Here is a 17,191-nt window from a genome sequence, read left to right as displayed (position 1 = left end):
GGCTAATCCTCTTTGTTTGGCAGATACTTGTCAATCATCTCATCCTTGATCCGTTTAAGCTCTGTTCTTGGAAGGATGGATAAGAGTTCCCAACCGAGATCCAAACTTTCCTCAATCGTCCGATTGGTGGTGAAACCTTGATTGATGTATTCTTGCTCAAAGCGGTCCGTAAATTTAACATAGAGCTTGTCGGTATCTGACAAGGCAGACTCCCCAAGCACTACAGCCAGTTCTTTGGCTTGCTTTCCTTGGGCGTAAGCCGCAAAGAGCTGGTTCATGGTCGCCGCATGGTCTTCTCGAGTCTTCCCCTCACCAGAACCCTTGTCCTTCAAACGAGAAAGGGATGGAAGAACATTGATCGGTGGGCGGTAACCACTATTGTAGAGATCGCGGGACAGAATAATCTGACCTTCGGTGATGTAGCCTGTCAAGTCAGGGATGGGGTGGGTGATATCATCTTCCGGCATGGAGAGGATCGGAATTTGGGTCACAGATCCTTTCTTTCCAACCAAGCGTCCTGCACGTTCGTAGAGGGTTGAGAGGTTGGTATAAAGGTAACCTGGATAGCCCCGACGACCTGGAACTTCCCGGCGGGCAGCGGAGACTTCCCGAAGGGCTTCACAGTAGTTGGTCATATCCGTCATGATAACCAAGACGTGCATATCTTTTTCATAAGCCAAATATTCGGCGGCGGTCAAGGCGATCCGAGGAGTGGCAATCCGCTCGATAGCTGGGTCATTGGCTAGGTTGATAAAGAGGACAGAGCGGTCAATCGCACCGGTTTCCCGAAGGTCGTTCATAAAGAACTCGGCTTCTTCAAAGGTGATTCCCATAGCCGCAAAGACCACGGCGAAGTTTTCTTCAGAATTAAGAACCGTCGCTTGACGAGCAATCTGAGCCGCCAACTCCTTGTGAGGAAGACCAGAACCTGAGAACACTGGGAGTTTTTGGCCCCGAACCAAGGTATTCAAATGGTCAATGGCTGAGATCCCTGTCTGGATAAATTCATCTGGATAGTCCCGCGAAACAGGGTTGATGGCTTGTCCATCAATGTCCAAGTATTTCTCTGGGATAATCTCCGGACCGCCATCGATGGGTTTTCCCATCCCGTTAAAGATGCGTCCGACCATGTCTTCAGACACAGGAAGTTCTAGGGGACGTCCGGTAAAGCGGACTTTGGCTTTTTCTAAGTTGATCCCGCTAGATCCTTCAAAGAGCTGGACCATGGCCTTGTCTTCTTGGACTTCGAGGACTTGTCCCTGACGGGTCGTTCCATCATGAAGCTTGATTTCTACGAGTTCATTGTAGTGAACCCCTTCGACCTGATCGACAATCATCAAGGGGCCAACAACTTCGCTGACAGTACGGTATTCTTTAATCACGCTCATTGTCTACTCCTCCTTTTGCGACGATTTGGTGTAGGGTTTCTACGATTTCTTCTTTCAAGGCTTGGATGGTTGCCAATTGATCCTCATGGATGAACTTGCTACGGGCAATGCGGTCTCGAAGAGCCACGGTTCCTTCCATGATTTCTGTGAAGTAAGCCCCTAATTCTAGAGCTTTTTGACTTTCTTGATCAAAGGTCAAAATGTTGGTCAACAAGGCCACCTGCTTGCTGAAAGAGGTATAGGTATCGACCTCATCAAAGGCATTTTGTTGCAGGTAGTCTTCACGGATCATCTTGGCCGCATTCATGGTCAAGCGGTCTTTTTCAGACAAGGAATCTAGACCAACCAAGCGCACGATTTCTTGCAATTCACTTTCCTTTTGAAGCAAATTCATAGCGCGGGTCACTTTTTCAGACCAGCTGATTTGTTCATGTAAATCGATATAGCGACCAACTTCATCTTGGTAAAGCGAATAAGAACTCAACCAGTTGATGGCTGGGAAGTGGCGGCGTTGGGCCAATTGAGCATCTAAGCCCCAGAAGACCTTAACAATTCGCAAGGTATTTTGCGTTACGGGCTCTGAAATGTCTCCACCTGGAGGGGAAACGGCACCGATAGCGGTAATCGAACCTTCGCGCGCAGTGGTTCCAAGTGTCTTGACCCGACCTGCCCGCTCGTAATATTCGGCGATCCGGCTACCGAGATAGGCTGGGTAACCTTCATCCCCTGGCATTTCTTCTAGACGACCAGACATTTCACGGAGAGCTTCTGCCCAACGAGAAGTAGAGTCCGCCATGATGGCAACGGAGTAGCCCATATCACGGAAGTATTCGGCAATAGTAATCCCTGTGTAGATGGAAGCTTCACGCGCCGCTACTGGCATGTTCGAAGTGTTCGCGATCAGAACAGTCCGTTGCATAATGGATTGACCAGTCGTTGGATCGATCAATTCTGGAAATTCATTCAGAACGTCCGTCATTTCATTTCCACGTTCTCCACAACCAACGTAAATTACGATGTCTACATTGGCAAACTTAGCCACCTGGTGTTGCACAACTGTCTTTCCAGCTCCGAAAGGACCAGGAACAGCTGCAGCTCCACCCTTAGTCACAGGGAAGAAGGTATCGATGACCCGTTGACCGGTAACCAAAGGCTCTACTGGAATGAGTTTTTGTGCAAAGGGACGGCCTCGACGAACCGGCCATTTTTGCATCAGGGTCCCAGTAAAGAGGCTACCATCAGCCTGCTCGATCTCATAAACCGGCTCTTCTACTGTGTAAGAACCTGCTGCGATCTTGGTCACACGTCCACTGACACCAAAGGGTACCATGATGCGGTGTTCCACCATATTGGTCTCTTGAACGGTACCGACGATGTCTCCAGCGACCACTTCTGTCCCTTCAGTCACACTTGGTTCGAAGGCCCATTTGGTGTCCCGATCTAGATTTGGAACTTGCACCCCACGAACCAAAAAGTCACTGGCAGTCACTTCTTGGAAGCGTTCCAAGGGGCGTTGGATCCCGTCAAACATCTGAGAGATCAAACCTGGTCCCAATTCAACAGAAAGGGGAGCTCCGGTTGTGACCACTGGTTCTCCTGGACCGACTCCAGACGTTTCTTCATATACTTGGATAGAGGCTTCGTCACGCCGCATCTCAATAATTTCGCCAATCAAACCAAGATCGCCGACCCGGCAAATGTCTTGGATATTGGCCTCCTGCATCCCTGATGCAACCACCAAGGGACCGGAAACTTTGATAATTTTTCCTTGAGTCATGTATTCCTCCTGGGAATCCTTTGTTTCTTTGTTTTACTTTTGCGCTATCTCTCTTAGAGCTTGCTTTTGTTGGCCATTGGCATCGAAATTGCTTGGATCCAACCAGGCTTCGAAGCGCTGTTTGATAGCTGGCCATTCTTGATCAATGATGGACAACCAGTCTGTATCACGGGTCCGACCTTTATAAACAACAGCCTGACGGAAACAGCCTTCATAGGTGAACCCTAAGCGCTCAGCTGCTTTGCGAGATGCTTGGTTTAAGGCATCACATTTCCACTCATAGCGGCGGTAGCCTAAATCTTCAAACACGTAGCGCGCTAACAGATACTGAGCTTCCGTAGCCATGCGTGTCTTTTGGAGCGCTGGTGAATAGGTCACTGCTCCAACTTCGATCACCCGGTTGGCTTGATCGATCCGCATAAGAGAGAAAGTCCCCAAAGCCTTGCCTGAATCTTTGTCTACAATCGCATAGTAAAAGCGACCTTGGGCTGTCATGAGATCATCTAATAAGTGGTCCCACTCCTCCTCATTGCGGGCAGGGCCTTTGAACAGAAAGGTCCACATCGCTGCTGGAGAGTCCGGCCCGTAGACCTGATAAAGATCTGCTCCATGTTTTTCTTTTGAGAGGCGCTCGATCACGGTATAGCGACCTTCGATCCGCTCAATAGCTGGCAAACGCCCCGGTGTAAAATCCGGCAGTGCATCGCCAATCGCTTGGCCAAATTCATTTGTTCTCATAAAATATCCTGTCCTACTGCTTTTTCGACATTATCACGAATCCGCTGTTGGCCCAGTCCCGTAGTTCCTCTATGGGTCGGGATAAGGATCAGAGCCGGAGTCAGCTGCTGGTCGTAAAAAGCCACTGTATCTGGAATAGCCTGAGCAATATCCTCTGTCAGGTAGATAATCCCGAAGTTTTCCCGACTGAGTTTTCGCAGGGTATTGATCGCTTCTTGTGGCTCTGTGACCGGATAGGTTTGAAAGCCAATCAGGCGAAAAGGAAGGATGGCGTCCCGATTGCCCACAACTGCGATCTTATAGGTCTGTTTGTCCATAAATCGGTCTCATCCTTTCTTTGATGTCTGCTAGCGGAAAACCATTGTCCAAACCAGAGAGGACCAAACGAAGGTTGGTCACCTCTAACTCTTTCCCGTAAAGATAACGAACAAGAGGGAGTGGTCCATCAACTTCAAAACGGCCAGCGTCTAGAAGACTGAATTTCACCAAACTTTCTAGATACTCCAACTCTACGGTCTTTAGTTGACCGGTGCGCATCTTTTCTTCATAAGTCTCTAAGGCGAGATCGTACTCCAGCGGATTGACTTGATAAAACCAGGTCAACCACTGACCGGATTCTAGCAGGTCGATCACCTGATGGGCACTGAGGCTCCCTTCATCTGAAAGTAATTGGTGCATAAAGCTATGCGGTTTTTGCTGATCCAAGGCCCGCTTGACCGTAATCGCATTGTAAAAGTCAATGGTCACGTCCACCAACTGCTTCAGAATCGGATGATCTAGACTGTCCCCTAAGTATCTCAGGTGTTTAAAATAAGCTAAGTCCATCCCGATTTCGAGAACCCGCAAGTCCTGATAGTCTTGGAATTCTTGCCAGGTTGCAGCCACTTCTTCCGCCATAAAGGCTGGGCAATGCTCTGCAGAAAAGGTCGCCACCAAATGCTCGAGCACATCGAGAGAATAAGGACCGATAGGGATCAATAAGTGCCCCAACTTGCGCTCTGTCGCCTTGTGTTTTAGATAAACCTTGAGATTATGATAGGTGTATTTCAAGGTAAACAGGCTAACCAAGTCTGACTGAGGGCTTACCTCAAAAGCCCATTGGTATTCTGCCAACAAGGCTGCCATCAGACGGGCTTCAAGGGCTGATAAATCCTTGATCTCCTGGCTATCTAGAGCATAAGGCGTCCCCTGCAACAAACCTTCTCGACTCTCGCTTGAGGGACTTGCGAGCAACTGCTCGAACTGACTAGGACTGATAAAACTAGCCTCACGTACGCTGATTCCTGTATTGACTTGAGAATAGGTCCGTTCGCTCATTGCAACCTCCTAGTTCTCTTCATCTGTGAAAATGCTGGCTGCCATCTGGTAGCTTTCCTGCTCCCAAATGGAATCCACCAAATCACGGTAGAGATAGTTGTCATCAATCTTCCCAACTGACAAGACAAAGCCTGCTTGAGCTGGGATTGTTGCATCTGCAACTGTCACATTCTGATGCGTCTGCTTCAATCTCTCAAGAGCTGCTGAATCAAATTTAGCAGCACTCACCGCCCCGAAGGTCAGGGTCAAAACTTGTCCCTGATAGCGATCTAAGACCGCATCTACAAACTGCATTTCCTTTTCAAGGGGCCAAGCCACCATCGCTTCATAAGCATCTGCAAAGAGATCCTTTAAGACTCGTTGCTTGGTGACAAGGGTTGATTGGCGTTTTTTATTTTCGATTTGTTGGGTTTCACGTTGCAATTGACGTTGAACCCGCTTGAGCTGCTCGGAGCGTTGATTGAGTTTATCTTGAATCAAACGCTCTTCTTGTGCAGTCTCCTCTTTTAGGATGGTTTCCTTGGCCTCTTCTAAGAGTTTACGCCCTTTTTCGTGGGCTTGGGCCAAGATCGAATCCTTTAATTGGGTTTGTTCATCCATATCGTTTTTTCTCCTATTGCATGCGTCTTGTGTTTTTCGCCTCGTAAGGCGAATCCATCAAAGCTAGCTCTTAGCCGACGCGTAGGGTCAATAGGAAGGACACAACGAAGGCCAAGATGGCGTAGGTTTCAACCATGGCCGCAAGGATAACCCCTTTCATCATGTCTTCAGGGCGTTTGGCCAAGATTTGCATCCCTGCTGTCGCAACATTTCCTTGGTGTTTGGCTGAGAAATAACCAACGATCGCAACTGGAAGAGCTGTAAAGAAGTAAGCGACTCCTGTTTCAAGTGGCATATCTGGCTTAATTTGCAACCAGATCAAGATCCCGATAACGAAACCGTACAAACCTTGTGTACCTGGCAACAATTGCAAAATCAAGGCTTGGGCAAATTTTTCAGGTTGTTCTTTCAAGAGCGCTGCTGCTGCTTGACCCGTTTTACCAACCCCAAGGGCAGATCCCATCCCACTAAGTGCAACGGCGATCGCCACACCAAATGCTGCAAAGAAGGCGCCCCCATGGGCTGAAAAATATGATGCTAAAGATTCCATGAATATACTCCTATTTATTAAAGATAATACTTATTTTTTTGTTTTAATGTAGCGTTCAGAAGGTTTGAGAGGACGAAATGGCTTGCCTCCTCCTTCGTAGAACTTACCGAAGAACTCCACAAAGATCAAACGGGCTCCATGCACATATCCTGACAAGAAGGACAGGAACATATTAATGGCATGTAGGACGATAAAGAGCACAAGCCCTACCGTAAACCGTCCAAGCGATGGAAAGAGATTGACAATAAGGTTGAAGGCCGAACCGATACTCGCTCCAGACAAGCCCAAGGCCATCAAACGGGTGAAGCTGACCAAGTCTCCGACATAGCCACTAACATTGTAGAGGTTAAAGAGACCAGAGGCTAGGCCGGACAGCTTCTTGGCACTGACAATGGAAACAATCAAGATCCCAATGGCATTCAAAATAGCTAACCACTTGCCAATCGGGACTAAAATGCTCATTCCTGGCAAGATATTGCCTACAGCTAGAAGCATTAAACCAAGTAGGATCAAGACCCAAGCAAAGCCCGCATTATAGGCTTCCGTGTAGTCTTTGAGGCGAACATTTTTCATTCCCCCTAGGAAGAGGCCCACTAAGACAGTGACAAAACCAAAGACCACTGAGAGGATCAGGATGGTCATGGCGTTACTGGTCGTACTGATCAGGGCAAAAGGCATCTCAAATCCAAAGAAAGAGCCATAGACCACACCCCAAAGGGCAACTGAAATTCCGAGAAGACTGAAGAAACGAAGGTTCTTGGCTGTACTAGGCTTGAGCTTGAAGGCTTTAAGGGCAAAGCCTGTCGCTACCGTTAGCAACAGTCCATAACCGATATCTGCGACCATCATGCCAAAGAAAACAAAGTAGAAGAGAGAAACGATCGGTGTCGGATCTTTCTCGTAATACTTAGGCAGGGCGTACATCTCTGTGACTAATTCAAAAGGCTCTACCAAGGCATTATTTCGCAACTGGATCGGAACGTCATCCCAATCTTTTTCCGTCACATCGCGCGTCTCTAGTAAGACCCGAGAACCAAAACCTTCTTGCAAGAAGTCTCGCAATGAGGCCACTTGGGAGGTTTCAATCCAACCCTCTAGGGCTACCAAGCTTTGCGTGCTGGCAAGAAGCGACTTGGCTTCCTCACGAGCTCCCGAACTCAGCAAGTAATCCATCTGATACTTAAGCTGGTCCAACTCCTTCTGGGAGTTTTGCAACTCGGCTAGGGTTGCTGCAACTACAGCTTCTTGCTCTTTGATTTCCCCTTCTAGGCGATCCAAGTAGGCGGCCGGGACCTGCTCTTCTTCATAGTCCAATTCTTTGAACCCATGGTCTTCCAGAAGCTCCTGAACAGCTACACGATCTCCCGAGCGATACAAGATGACATAACCGTGTTCGGTTTCAGACGTAAAGACTTCTTCTAACTCCAGCTCTGGATGAGCTTTTAAGGAAGAACGAACAGCGTCTGTATCACTATTGGGAATGGTCCCGATCAAGCCATGCACATAGTGAAAAGTAGCGAGGGCAGCTGGCGTCACCTCTAACGGTCGCCATTTTTCTAAGCGCTCTATCTCTCCCTTTGCATCCGCAATCTTCTGGCGAGCCTTGTCTAACACGCGCAATTGGCGTTTCAACTTGGTCAATAGAAGAGCCTCATCTCGAATCATCCCGTGGGCCTGCAAGTCATCAAAAGACAAGCTTAAGGGTTCTTCCTTTAGAGCTTGCAGAGCCTTCTTCTCTGGCATGTAGGGCTCCAGAGTCTGAATCATTTTTTCAACTTGTTCTTGACGTTTTTGCAGCTCTACCAAGGCTTGACGATTGTCCTCTGTTACGGGTTGAGACAAGGTATTTGCCTCAAAGGCAGCCTGCCATTCTTCCTGTTCACTGAGGTCATAAATCTGAATTTTTGCCTCAGACTGTAGCGCTAGTAGGAGACTGTCCAAGTCATCTTTGGGCAAGATGAGGGACAGTTTTTGCATCTGACTAACGGCCATAGCTTGCTACCACCTTTTCTACAATGGCTTCAACTAGCCCAACTCGTTTATCGGTCATCGCCTCTTGTACCCTGGCATCATTGCGCACAACCGTTTCTTCCAGATCTTTCGTTAAACGGACGAGTCTTTCCTGGGCGTTTTTTTCTGCCTCTGTGACCAATTGCTTGGTTTCCTCATCGTAATGCTGTGCCACTGTTGCAAGGCGATCGCGCGAATCCGTTCGGATTTGTTCAACTTGAGCTTCATAACCTACGATCACGCCCTGAGCAGCTTGCTCGATCTCTTGCATCATCTCGAGTGTTGCATTCGACATCGTCACACCTCCTTATTCAACCATTGTTCTTCCAACAACAGTACAATTATCTTAAATTATACCACAATTCATATCGTTTGTTCAGACCCAACCGGAAATTTTCAGAAAATTGCGGACAACCAACAAGCCACTACTGCCAGGATTGGTAGCGTTCTCTTCTTTTCCCATATCCTGTTCCTAGTTTCAATATTTCTTGATTTCTTTTACTTGAATAAAGCGGTTACCCATGTTATAATGTGTAATATATTATAGGAGCATCCTGTTATTTCATCTCGTGAGAAAGGAGGATTGCTGTGAAACAAGATCAAGATTTACGCGCCATTATCGCCAGGCATGAAGCTGAGTTAACGGATATGGAACGCGACATTGCCCAATATTTTTTATCGTCAGAAGCACGACAGCACTCCCTGTCCTCTTCTCGTGTAACGGAGTTACTCCACGTCTCAAAGGCAGCTTTAACACGTTTCTCTCAAAAATGTGGCTTTTCCGGCTATCGGGAGTTTGTCTATCATTTTAATGAGGAAACAAAGAATCAAAAACAAGTGCAAGAACATGACGAACTCACTCTCAGCGTCTTGCAACGCTACCACCATATCAGCAACGTCACTGAAAGTCTGGTAAAAGATTCCCAATTGGATCGGGTAGCTGAACTGATCAATCAAGCGGACCGAGTCTATTTCTTCGGGATTGGTAGTTCCGGTTTAGTCGCTCGAGAAATGAAATTGCGCTTTATGCGACTAGGCGTTGTTTGTGAAGCCCTGACTGATCAAGACGGCTTTGCTTGGACGACCAGTATTCTCGATTCCTCTTGTTTAGTCATCGGCTTCTCATTGTCAGGAGGCACAAACTCCATTACAGACAGTCTTCTGAATGCGAAAGAAAAAGGGGCTAAAACGGTTCTTGTGACCGCTAACCCCGCTGCTATCCATCAAGGATTCACAGAAGTGTTACCAGCCGCACCCCTTCCTAGTAGTACCTATATCGATCGTATCTCTGCGATTTTACCACTCCTCATCGTGGTCGATTTAATCTATGCCCATTTCCTTAATAAAAGCCGAGAACAAAAGGAAATTGTCTTTAATAGCTACTGGGAAAACAAAAAGCTCTCTAGTCAACGTTCTCGAAAATCATAATATAGTCTCCCTATTTAAAAAGCATGAAAGATCAGGTTTTCTTCGTCTTTCATGCTTTTTGTGATGAAGCAAAAACAAGTCGTCAGTGCGACTTGTTTTATGTTTCATGTTTTTGTCTAAAGTGGTAGTAGGCCCCCAGCATACCCGCAGCATTTTGATGGTGAGCAAATTCTAAACGGATCTTATCTGCTAGGCTAGGAACCAGTTCCGCACACAGAGCTTGATAGATTTTAGGTTTCAGGATCGCTTCCTGAGCCATAATTCCCCCTCCAAGAACGATGACTTCCGGATTGACCACATAAACGATATTGGCCAGTCCTTTTCCAAGATAGGTCACCATCCGATCAATTCCAGCCATACAGATTTTATCTCCTTCAGTTGCCTGCTTGAAGATTCGGCGACCATTCCACTGTTCCACAGGATCACCATGATGTTCTGCCACATACTCGACTAAAGCCGTCGTTGAAGCCAGATCCTGAAAGGCACCGTCTGGCAAATGAAGATAGCCAACCTCACAGGCTGAATTGCTAAAGCCATGAAAAACCTGACCACCAAGCAAGAGACAACCACCGATCCCTGTTCCAATCGTCAAGCAAACAGCATTGTTCGAGCCTTTTGCATGACCTGTTGTGACTTCTGCAAGACCGGCACAGTTAACATCATTTTCAATCTCGCAAGGGATCTGAAAAGTCTCTTCGATTTCCTTTTTGAACTGAGTTCCAGCATAGTTGGGAATTTGTGGCCCAGCATAAAAGATTTCTCCCTTATCAGGATCCACCATCCCGGCCGAAGAAATCGCAACCCCTGCCAAGGCATGCTTCTTCAAATAACGGGCTACTATTTCCTTTGTTGTTTTAAGTATATGAGGTCCTCCTTTTTGGGCCTCCGTTGGCATTTCATGGGTCTCTAGGAGTTGCCCTTTTGCATCGGCTAGACCATACTTGATACTGGTCCCTCCGATATCAATTACAACATATGGATTCATCTAGACCTCCTTTGATCAAAGGAATCTGTCTTTTGTGTCCTGAATGAGTTGAGCAGCACGTTGAATCACTTCTTGATCCGCTTCTACTACTGGCGTCAAAGGGGAGCGAACAGATCCCAAGTCCAAACCTTCATTGATGCGCAAAACCGCTTTGATGACCGCATACATATTTCCATGAGCAGACGTCAAGACTCCGATAATGTCATTGATGGCAAACTGCAAGGCACGCGCAGTCTCTAAGTCTTTCTCAGCAATCAGCTGATTGAGCTTCAAGAAGAGCTCTGGCATCGCACCATAGGTGCCACCGATCCCAGCATGCGCTCCCATGAGACGGCCACCTAAGAATTGTTCATCCGGACCATTAAAGACGATGTGGTCGTCGCCTCCTAAAGAAGCAAAGGTTTGAATGTCCTGAACAGGCATCGAAGAATTCTTGACCCCAATCACCCGTGGGTTTTTCAACATTTCCTTGTAAAGGCTCGGTGTCAAAGCAACCCCAGCCAATTGCGGGATATTGTAGATGACAAAGTCTGTATTGGGTGCGGCTGCACTGATTTCATTCCAGTAGTGGGCCACACTGTATTCTGGTAAGCGGAAATAGATCGGCGGAATGGCCGCAATGGCATCCACTCCTAGTTCTTCTGCATGTCGTGCCAATTCCACGCTATCCTTGGTGTTGTTGCAGGCTACGTGAGCAATGATGGTCAATTTCCCTTTAGCTACCGCCATCACTTCTTCTAGAATCAGCTTGCGATCGGCCACGCTCTGGTAAATACATTCGCCAGAGGATCCGTTGACATACAAGCCCTGCACACCTTTCGCGATAAAATATTCTACCAGCGCACGTACCCGCTCCGGGCTAATTTCTCCTTGGTCATCATAGCAGGCGTAAAAAGCGGGGATGACTCCTTCATATTTTTTTAAATCTGACATTTTTTCTCCTTTTGTCACTAATAAATTCATTTTATTCTTGGTACTGGGCAAAAATCTTTTCCATTAATCCAACTTGTGCAAAAACCAAGCTTGAAAAGCCGAACAAGAAAAAGATCATGAGTCCCAATAGGAAAGCTAAAACCGAGCTTGCAAGAGCCATACATAGAAGTAAGAGAGCACTTCCCATGACGAAGAACCAAGGAAAATGTAAGCCTGTCACAATCATGGCTTTTTGCAAACACTCTTTCCAATCCAATTGGTAGCGGGCCGCAATAGGATAAGCAGCCAATAAGATCAACACAAGAAAGAGAAAGAGGCCTAAACAAATGGTTTTCAAAGCTTGGAAAGCTAGGGAAGTTTGCCCCCAAAATAAGAATAAATCAAAGAGACAAATACCTGCAACAATCAGTTCTAAACTTCCTAGTTGCAAGCCTATTTTCCAATTGTCCCGAAAAGCCTTCGCATAACTACGAATCACCGGAACACGACGCTGGTGCTTAATGGCAAATAAGGTCTGATACAAACTAATTTTCGCAATTCCAATCGTGAGAACTGGTAAACAACTTAGCACAAATAAAAGATTAACAGTTACCAAGTCGAGGATCTTCTCACTGATACGCATCACTACATTGTCCGTGTTAAAAACGGTTTTGATCAATCCTGCCCCCTTAGATGACATAGGCACTCCTTTCTAACGTGATCAATCGATCGCAATTTTAAATAGATATTTTTTCACGATATCTTCTTGCCCTGCATAGCCATTGGGTTGGTGAGGCTCCCCTGGAAAGAAAATCGCAAAATTATGATAGCCTAGATGAAGCGGATAAGACTCCTGGCAATGGACAAAACCGATGTCCGATACTTCATCAAATGCGATAGCCTCACCTGTCACACGAAATCCATAACTCGAAAACTCATGCCCTTCTACCAATAAATGCAAATCGGCATATCTTTTGTGGTGTTCAAAGCGATCATTTTCTGCTTTGTTGAGGGTATTTTCTTGAACGACGAGAAAGACCTTATCCCCATCAATATCGTATCTCCCCAATTCAAAAGAATCCTTCCGATGCTCATAGAGAAAGTCAATGGCCTGATCTAGATTGGGGTGGATTCCTTTGTAAAAGGTGATGTTTTTTAAATCATCAAATATCATATTCTCATCCTTTCGATACTTCTCAGCCTAGAAAACCGATCTGTACACAACTATCGTTTGTCCAAGCAGAGGACTTATCCTTTGACCGCTCCCATGGTAATCCCTTGTGTAAAGGATTTTTGGAACACGAGGAAGACCGTAACGATTGGCACTGCAGCTAGGGCTGCCCCAGCCATGATCAAGCCATAGTTGGTGGCCATTTCAGCCTGCATGGTTGCTACCCCTAGTGAAATAGTCAAGTTTTGACGAGAGGTCAGCATTACCAATTGCATAAAGTAGTCGTTCCAGGTGTTGATAAAGGTAAAGATGGCAAGGGCTGCAAATCCCGGCTTGACAATTGGGAAGGCAACGCTCCAGAAAGTCCGCAACTCTCCACAACCATCGATCTTAGCAGATTCTAAGAGTTCTGTTGGGATGTTTTCACTAAATTGCTTCATCAAGAAGACCCCGAATGGCCATCCAACCAATGGTAGAATAACCGCTGCAAGGGTATCATGAATCCCCATAAAGTTAATAATCCGTACCAATGGAACTAAGACAACTTGTTTTGGAAGGGCCATGGCTGCAATGAAGACGGCAAAGAGAATTCGTTGCCCATAGAAGCGTTTCTTAGCCAAGACATATCCTGCCAAGGAAGAGGTCATACACACCAAAAGCATGGTTGCAAGGGAGATGAAGACACTATTCCACAACCATTGTAGGGCTGGGTTTTGTACCATCAACTGTTGGAAGTTTTCCATGGTTGGTGTCTTTGGCCACCATTGAGGTGGGATCATAATGGTATCTGGCTGAGACTTAAAGGCCCCTGTCAAAATCCAATAAAATGGGAAAATGAACAAGACAGTCAAAAGGAGCAAAATGATCGTTGAAATCACTGTAAAGGCAGTGATGGGTTTCTTTTGTGTTGGTTTCATCTGAGGCTCCTTTCTTTAGTATTCTACGTCGTTTCCGAGGATCTTGAATTGCGCAAAACTGATAATGGCAATCATCACCGCAAGGAAGACACCCATGGTGTTGGCATAACCGTATTCAGAGAGTTTAAAGGCTTTTTCATAGAGGTAGTACATAAGGGTACTCGTTGAGTAGTTAGGACCACCGGATGTCAACAATTGGATCAAGGCGAAACATTGGAAAGAGTTAATGGTCGTAATGATGGCAATGTACAAAGTTGTTGGCAACAAGCTTGGCCATTTGATCTTCCAGAAAACTTGAAATTCTGTCGCACCATCCACACGCGCGGCTTCTACGAGGGAATTATCAATATTTCCCATAGCAGCGATGTAGAGGATGATTGGTTGACCAACAGAGGTGGTCAACAAGATGATAATGATGGCCATCAAAGCCCAGTGCTTGTCCCCCAACCAAGAAATGTTTTGGTTGATGACATGTCCAGATTTCAATACAAAGTTCAAAATCCCTGATAGCGGATCATAGATCCATTTCCATACAACCGTTACCGCTACACTCCCTGTAACAACTGGAAGGAAGAAGACGAAACGATAGAAGGAACGCGCAATCGCATTTTGATGGTAGGTCTGAGAAGCCACAAACAAGGAGAACAATACTACGATCGGAACGGATCCGATAACGATGATGACAGTATTGATCAAGGACTTCACAAAGACCTTATCCGCAAACATGCGGGAATAATTTTCTAAACCGACAAACTTAAAGGATGTCATAGAATAGTTGAAGAAACTTGTCACAAAGCCCATGATCATGGGGGCTAGGACAAAGACCGTAAAGAAGATTAAAATGGGTGCTAGGAATGCGTAGGAAACGAGCGTCTCCCTCATTCGGATTTTGTTTACCTTCACAGTAAGGCACCTCCTAGTGTTCTTTTTCTATTTTCTTTTCTAAACATATCTTCCGACTTAAGAAAAGAAGATCCAGAAAGAATGAAGACCCCTTCGTTCCATTCCAAATAGAGAGATACGGATTCGAAGGGGCCTGCATATTCTCATTTCTATGAAAGACTTAGATTTGCTTCATAGACTGATTATTTTTTCGTAATGGTTTCGTTTGCTTTTTCAGTAAAGGTCTTCAAAGCTGGTTCTGCTTTTTCATCCCCGTTTGAAACAGATTGCAACATTGGGAACCATAGGGTCCGCATTTCTGCAAAACCGTCGATTGTGTTGTAGTATGGTGAGTAGTATTTTGTCCAAGTGCTGATGGTTTCCATCCGTTTGTCATCGTACAACTTACCAAATGAACTACGAACTGGGAAAGCTCCTGTACGCACAACATCTTTTGGACCCCATTCTTTGTCGTCTGCGATGAACTGTACAAATTTCTTAGCAGCAGCAATTTTCTTTTCATCTTTATTATTGAAGACAGCAAATCCATTGACAAGGTATTCCAATTTTGGCTTGCCTGAGTCAGATGGGAATGGCACTTCTACTACTTCTACCTTACTTGCATCCAACAATTTAGCTTGGATACCGTTTTGTGAAGGCGCCCACAAGATGGTGTAAGAAGTTTGACCATTCGCAAAGTTTTGGATGTCTGCTCCACCATCGAATTGAGAACCATTCATCATCAAGCCGTCATCGATCCATTTAGAAGCTTTTTCCAAACCTTTGACAAATTTTGGATCATCTGTTGTATACTTGGTTACTTTTTCATCAGTAACAGAACCGCCATAAAGGTTAGCAATGAAGGCACGAGTTCCTTGGTCTCCACCTTGACCATTACTGAAGAGTGATCCTGGTGTATAACCTTTGTCTTTCAAAGCTTTCAATACTTTTTCAAAGTCGTCTGTTGTCCAGCCTTCTTTGACAAGATCCAAGACGCCTGCATCTTTGAGCATCTTCTTATTCATCGCCATGTAGAATGGTGCTGAACTAATTGGATACATGTAAGCTGTGTCGCCTGCCTTGCTGGCTTGAATGATATTTTCATTATTGACATCTTTGACAAAATCTTCGGTAAAGAGATCGTTCAAATCAGCCAATTTTCCATTTTTACCATACTGAATGATCCGTCCAGGTGCATCAAAGAGCACATCTGGAGCAGTTCCTGCTTCAATAGCCGTTGTGATCTTTTCAGGACCTGACTTGAAGTCAATGGTTTCCAAATTCACGTGGATATCTGGATTTGCTTTTTCAAAAGCTGCAATAATTGATTTTTCGTAGGTTCCGACACCATCTTCTGCTTTTTCTTGAGTAAAGACTGGGAAGGCCCACCAAGTGATTTCTGTTTTACCAGAATTTCCACCAGAAGATTCTGATTTTGATCCTCCGCCAGAGCCACAAGCTGCGAGTGCTAGAAGAGCTGCACCAGCTACCAACGAGCACAATACTTTTTTCATTTTCATGTGATTTCTCCTCACAATTTACGGTAAGATTACTCTTACAGGGGGTTATCCTCAATGAGGACGCCTATTCTTGTTCATGTTTCAGATTCGACTACTCTCTATTCGGTCTCCTCCTCCTTCAATCTACTGTTTTGTTTACTCATTTTAAGGCTGCGACGAAGCGCTCTGTAATCTCTTTTGGTCGGGTAATGGCACCACCTACAACGATGCCGCGAACCCCGAGATCATGGATTTTCTTGGCCTGATCCGGATAGTGGATCTTACCTTCTGCGATGACATCCACTCCTGCTTGGCAGAGGCGATGGATCAGTTCAAAATCTGGACCATCAACCTTTGGACTGTAGTCCGTATAGCCCGAAAGGGTCGTTCCGACAAAGTCCACTCCCGCTTCGACAGCTGTCAATCCTTCTTCCAGAGTAGAGATATCAGCCATCAAGAGTTGGTCTGGATATTTCTCTTTGACTTGATGGATAAAGTCACTAATCAAAAACCCATCATGACGCGGACGTTTAGTACAATCAAGCGCAATGACCGCGATATCCAAAGCTGCCAACTCATCGACTTCTTTCATAGTAGCCGTGATAAAGGGTTCTTCAGGTGGGTAATCGCGTTTAATAATCCCAATGATCGGCAACTTGGTCACTTCCTTGATTTCCTTGATATCCCGGACACTATTGGCTCGGATTCCGACAGCTCCACCCTGCTCAGCCGCTTTGACCAAGAGAGGAATGACTCCTCCTGCTTCTGTATAGAGCGGTTCATGAGGGAGGGCTTGACAAGAAACAATGATGCCATCTTTGATTTGTTCAATCAGTTCATCTTTTGTAATCTTTGACATAACTCCTTCTCCTTTGATAATAAGGCAACTCGAGTACTTGTAAAATGATTATAATCTATTTTTGAAGCGCTTACAATGTTAATCGTGCAATTGGATTATAGTTTCACATTTTAGGGCAAAACAAAAAGATCTCTGAAACTAGTTTCAGAGATCTAGGA

At 45.7% G+C, this 17,191-nt stretch carries 18 protein-coding genes; 1 reads left to right on the top strand and 17 read right to left on the bottom strand.

All coding sequences use genetic code 11. The features are described 5' to 3' along the window. Positions 1–2 precede the first annotated feature (2 nt). The 9 genes from NMM13_RS08450 to NMM13_RS08410 form a co-directional block, all read right to left on the bottom strand. The gene (locus NMM13_RS08450; protein WP_003002370.1) at positions 3–1,388 is read right to left on the bottom strand and encodes a V-type ATP synthase subunit B; all 1,386 of its coding nucleotides are present in this window, start codon (positions 1,386–1,388) and stop codon (positions 3–5) included. Further along, complete coding sequence (locus tag NMM13_RS08445; protein WP_041826169.1) at positions 1,375–3,165, bottom strand: V-type ATP synthase subunit A; 1,791 nt, start codon at positions 3,163–3,165, stop codon at positions 1,375–1,377. The genes NMM13_RS08450 and NMM13_RS08445 overlap by 14 nt, the downstream gene beginning before the upstream one ends. Before the next feature lie 33 nt (positions 3,166–3,198). Continuing rightward, positions 3,199–3,903, bottom strand: coding sequence for a GNAT family N-acetyltransferase (locus tag NMM13_RS08440; protein ID WP_023920101.1), 705 nt, complete (start codon positions 3,901–3,903; stop codon positions 3,199–3,201). Next, positions 3,900–4,220, bottom strand: coding sequence for a V-type ATP synthase subunit F (locus NMM13_RS08435; RefSeq protein ID WP_003009443.1), 321 nt, complete (start codon positions 4,218–4,220; stop codon positions 3,900–3,902). Before NMM13_RS08435 ends, NMM13_RS08440 begins: the two co-directional genes overlap by 4 nt. Further along, positions 4,201–5,220, bottom strand: a complete 1,020-nt coding sequence (locus NMM13_RS08430; protein ID WP_195327303.1) for a V-type ATPase subunit — start codon at positions 5,218–5,220, stop codon at positions 4,201–4,203. The genes NMM13_RS08435 and NMM13_RS08430 overlap by 20 nt, the downstream gene beginning before the upstream one ends. A gap of 9 nt (positions 5,221–5,229) precedes the next feature. Next, the gene (locus NMM13_RS08425; RefSeq protein WP_254728448.1) at positions 5,230–5,820 is read right to left on the bottom strand and encodes a hypothetical protein; all 591 of its coding nucleotides are present in this window, start codon (positions 5,818–5,820) and stop codon (positions 5,230–5,232) included. A gap of 70 nt (positions 5,821–5,890) precedes the next feature. After that, positions 5,891–6,370 carry a V-type ATP synthase subunit K gene (locus NMM13_RS08420; protein WP_003009435.1) on the bottom strand — a complete coding sequence of 160 codons (480 nt, stop codon included), beginning with the start codon at positions 6,368–6,370 and terminating at the stop codon, positions 5,891–5,893. A 30-nt stretch (positions 6,371–6,400) separates the two neighbouring features. Beyond that, positions 6,401–8,362, bottom strand: a complete 1,962-nt coding sequence (locus tag NMM13_RS08415) for a V-type ATP synthase subunit I (RefSeq protein WP_254728447.1) — start codon at positions 8,360–8,362, stop codon at positions 6,401–6,403. After that, positions 8,352–8,675, bottom strand: a complete 324-nt coding sequence (locus tag NMM13_RS08410) for a hypothetical protein (protein ID WP_254728446.1) — start codon at positions 8,673–8,675, stop codon at positions 8,352–8,354. The genes NMM13_RS08415 and NMM13_RS08410 overlap by 11 nt, the downstream gene beginning before the upstream one ends. 293 nt (positions 8,676–8,968) lie before the next feature. Between NMM13_RS08410 and NMM13_RS08405 the strand changes: the two genes are divergently transcribed. Beyond that, positions 8,969–9,808: a MurR/RpiR family transcriptional regulator gene (locus NMM13_RS08405; protein WP_254728445.1), complete on the top strand. Its 840-nt coding sequence runs from the start codon at positions 8,969–8,971 to the stop codon at positions 9,806–9,808. Positions 9,809–9,905: 97 nt separating this feature from the next. On the opposite strand, the gene NMM13_RS08400 is transcribed toward NMM13_RS08405, so the two are convergent. The 8 genes from NMM13_RS08400 to NMM13_RS08365 all read right to left on the bottom strand — a co-directional run bounded on the left by NMM13_RS08400 (position 9,906) and on the right by NMM13_RS08365 (position 17,033). Further along, positions 9,906–10,793, bottom strand: coding sequence for an ROK family protein (locus NMM13_RS08400; RefSeq protein WP_254728444.1), 888 nt, complete (start codon positions 10,791–10,793; stop codon positions 9,906–9,908). 15 nt (positions 10,794–10,808) lie between these two features. Beyond that, complete coding sequence (locus NMM13_RS08395; protein ID WP_254728443.1) at positions 10,809–11,726, bottom strand: dihydrodipicolinate synthase family protein; 918 nt, start codon at positions 11,724–11,726, stop codon at positions 10,809–10,811. A 31-nt stretch (positions 11,727–11,757) separates the two neighbouring features. After that, on the bottom strand, positions 11,758–12,405 hold the full coding sequence (locus NMM13_RS08390; protein WP_155125386.1) for a YesL family protein: 648 nt from the start codon (positions 12,403–12,405) through the stop codon (positions 11,758–11,760). Positions 12,406–12,426: 21 nt separating this feature from the next. Beyond that, complete coding sequence (locus NMM13_RS08385; protein WP_254728442.1) at positions 12,427–12,879, bottom strand: YhcH/YjgK/YiaL family protein; 453 nt, start codon at positions 12,877–12,879, stop codon at positions 12,427–12,429. A 74-nt stretch (positions 12,880–12,953) separates the two neighbouring features. Next, the gene (locus tag NMM13_RS08380) at positions 12,954–13,793 is read right to left on the bottom strand and encodes a carbohydrate ABC transporter permease (protein WP_118398162.1); all 840 of its coding nucleotides are present in this window, start codon (positions 13,791–13,793) and stop codon (positions 12,954–12,956) included. Between the two features lie 15 nt (positions 13,794–13,808). Next, positions 13,809–14,696: a carbohydrate ABC transporter permease gene (locus NMM13_RS08375; protein ID WP_003009412.1), complete on the bottom strand. Its 888-nt coding sequence runs from the start codon at positions 14,694–14,696 to the stop codon at positions 13,809–13,811. A 182-nt stretch (positions 14,697–14,878) separates the two neighbouring features. Then, positions 14,879–16,195 carry an extracellular solute-binding protein gene (locus NMM13_RS08370; protein WP_118398165.1) on the bottom strand — a complete coding sequence of 439 codons (1,317 nt, stop codon included), beginning with the start codon at positions 16,193–16,195 and terminating at the stop codon, positions 14,879–14,881. Positions 16,196–16,334: 139 nt separating this feature from the next. After that, the gene (locus NMM13_RS08365; protein ID WP_118398167.1) at positions 16,335–17,033 is read right to left on the bottom strand and encodes an N-acetylmannosamine-6-phosphate 2-epimerase; all 699 of its coding nucleotides are present in this window, start codon (positions 17,031–17,033) and stop codon (positions 16,335–16,337) included. Positions 17,034–17,191 lie beyond the last annotated feature (158 nt).

The organism is Streptococcus sp. CF8_St5-11, assembly GCF_024295625.1.
In the GTDB taxonomy this organism is placed as follows: Bacteria; Bacillota; Bacilli; order Lactobacillales; family Streptococcaceae; genus Streptococcus.
This window is presented reverse-complemented; position numbering and strand designations above follow the sequence as displayed.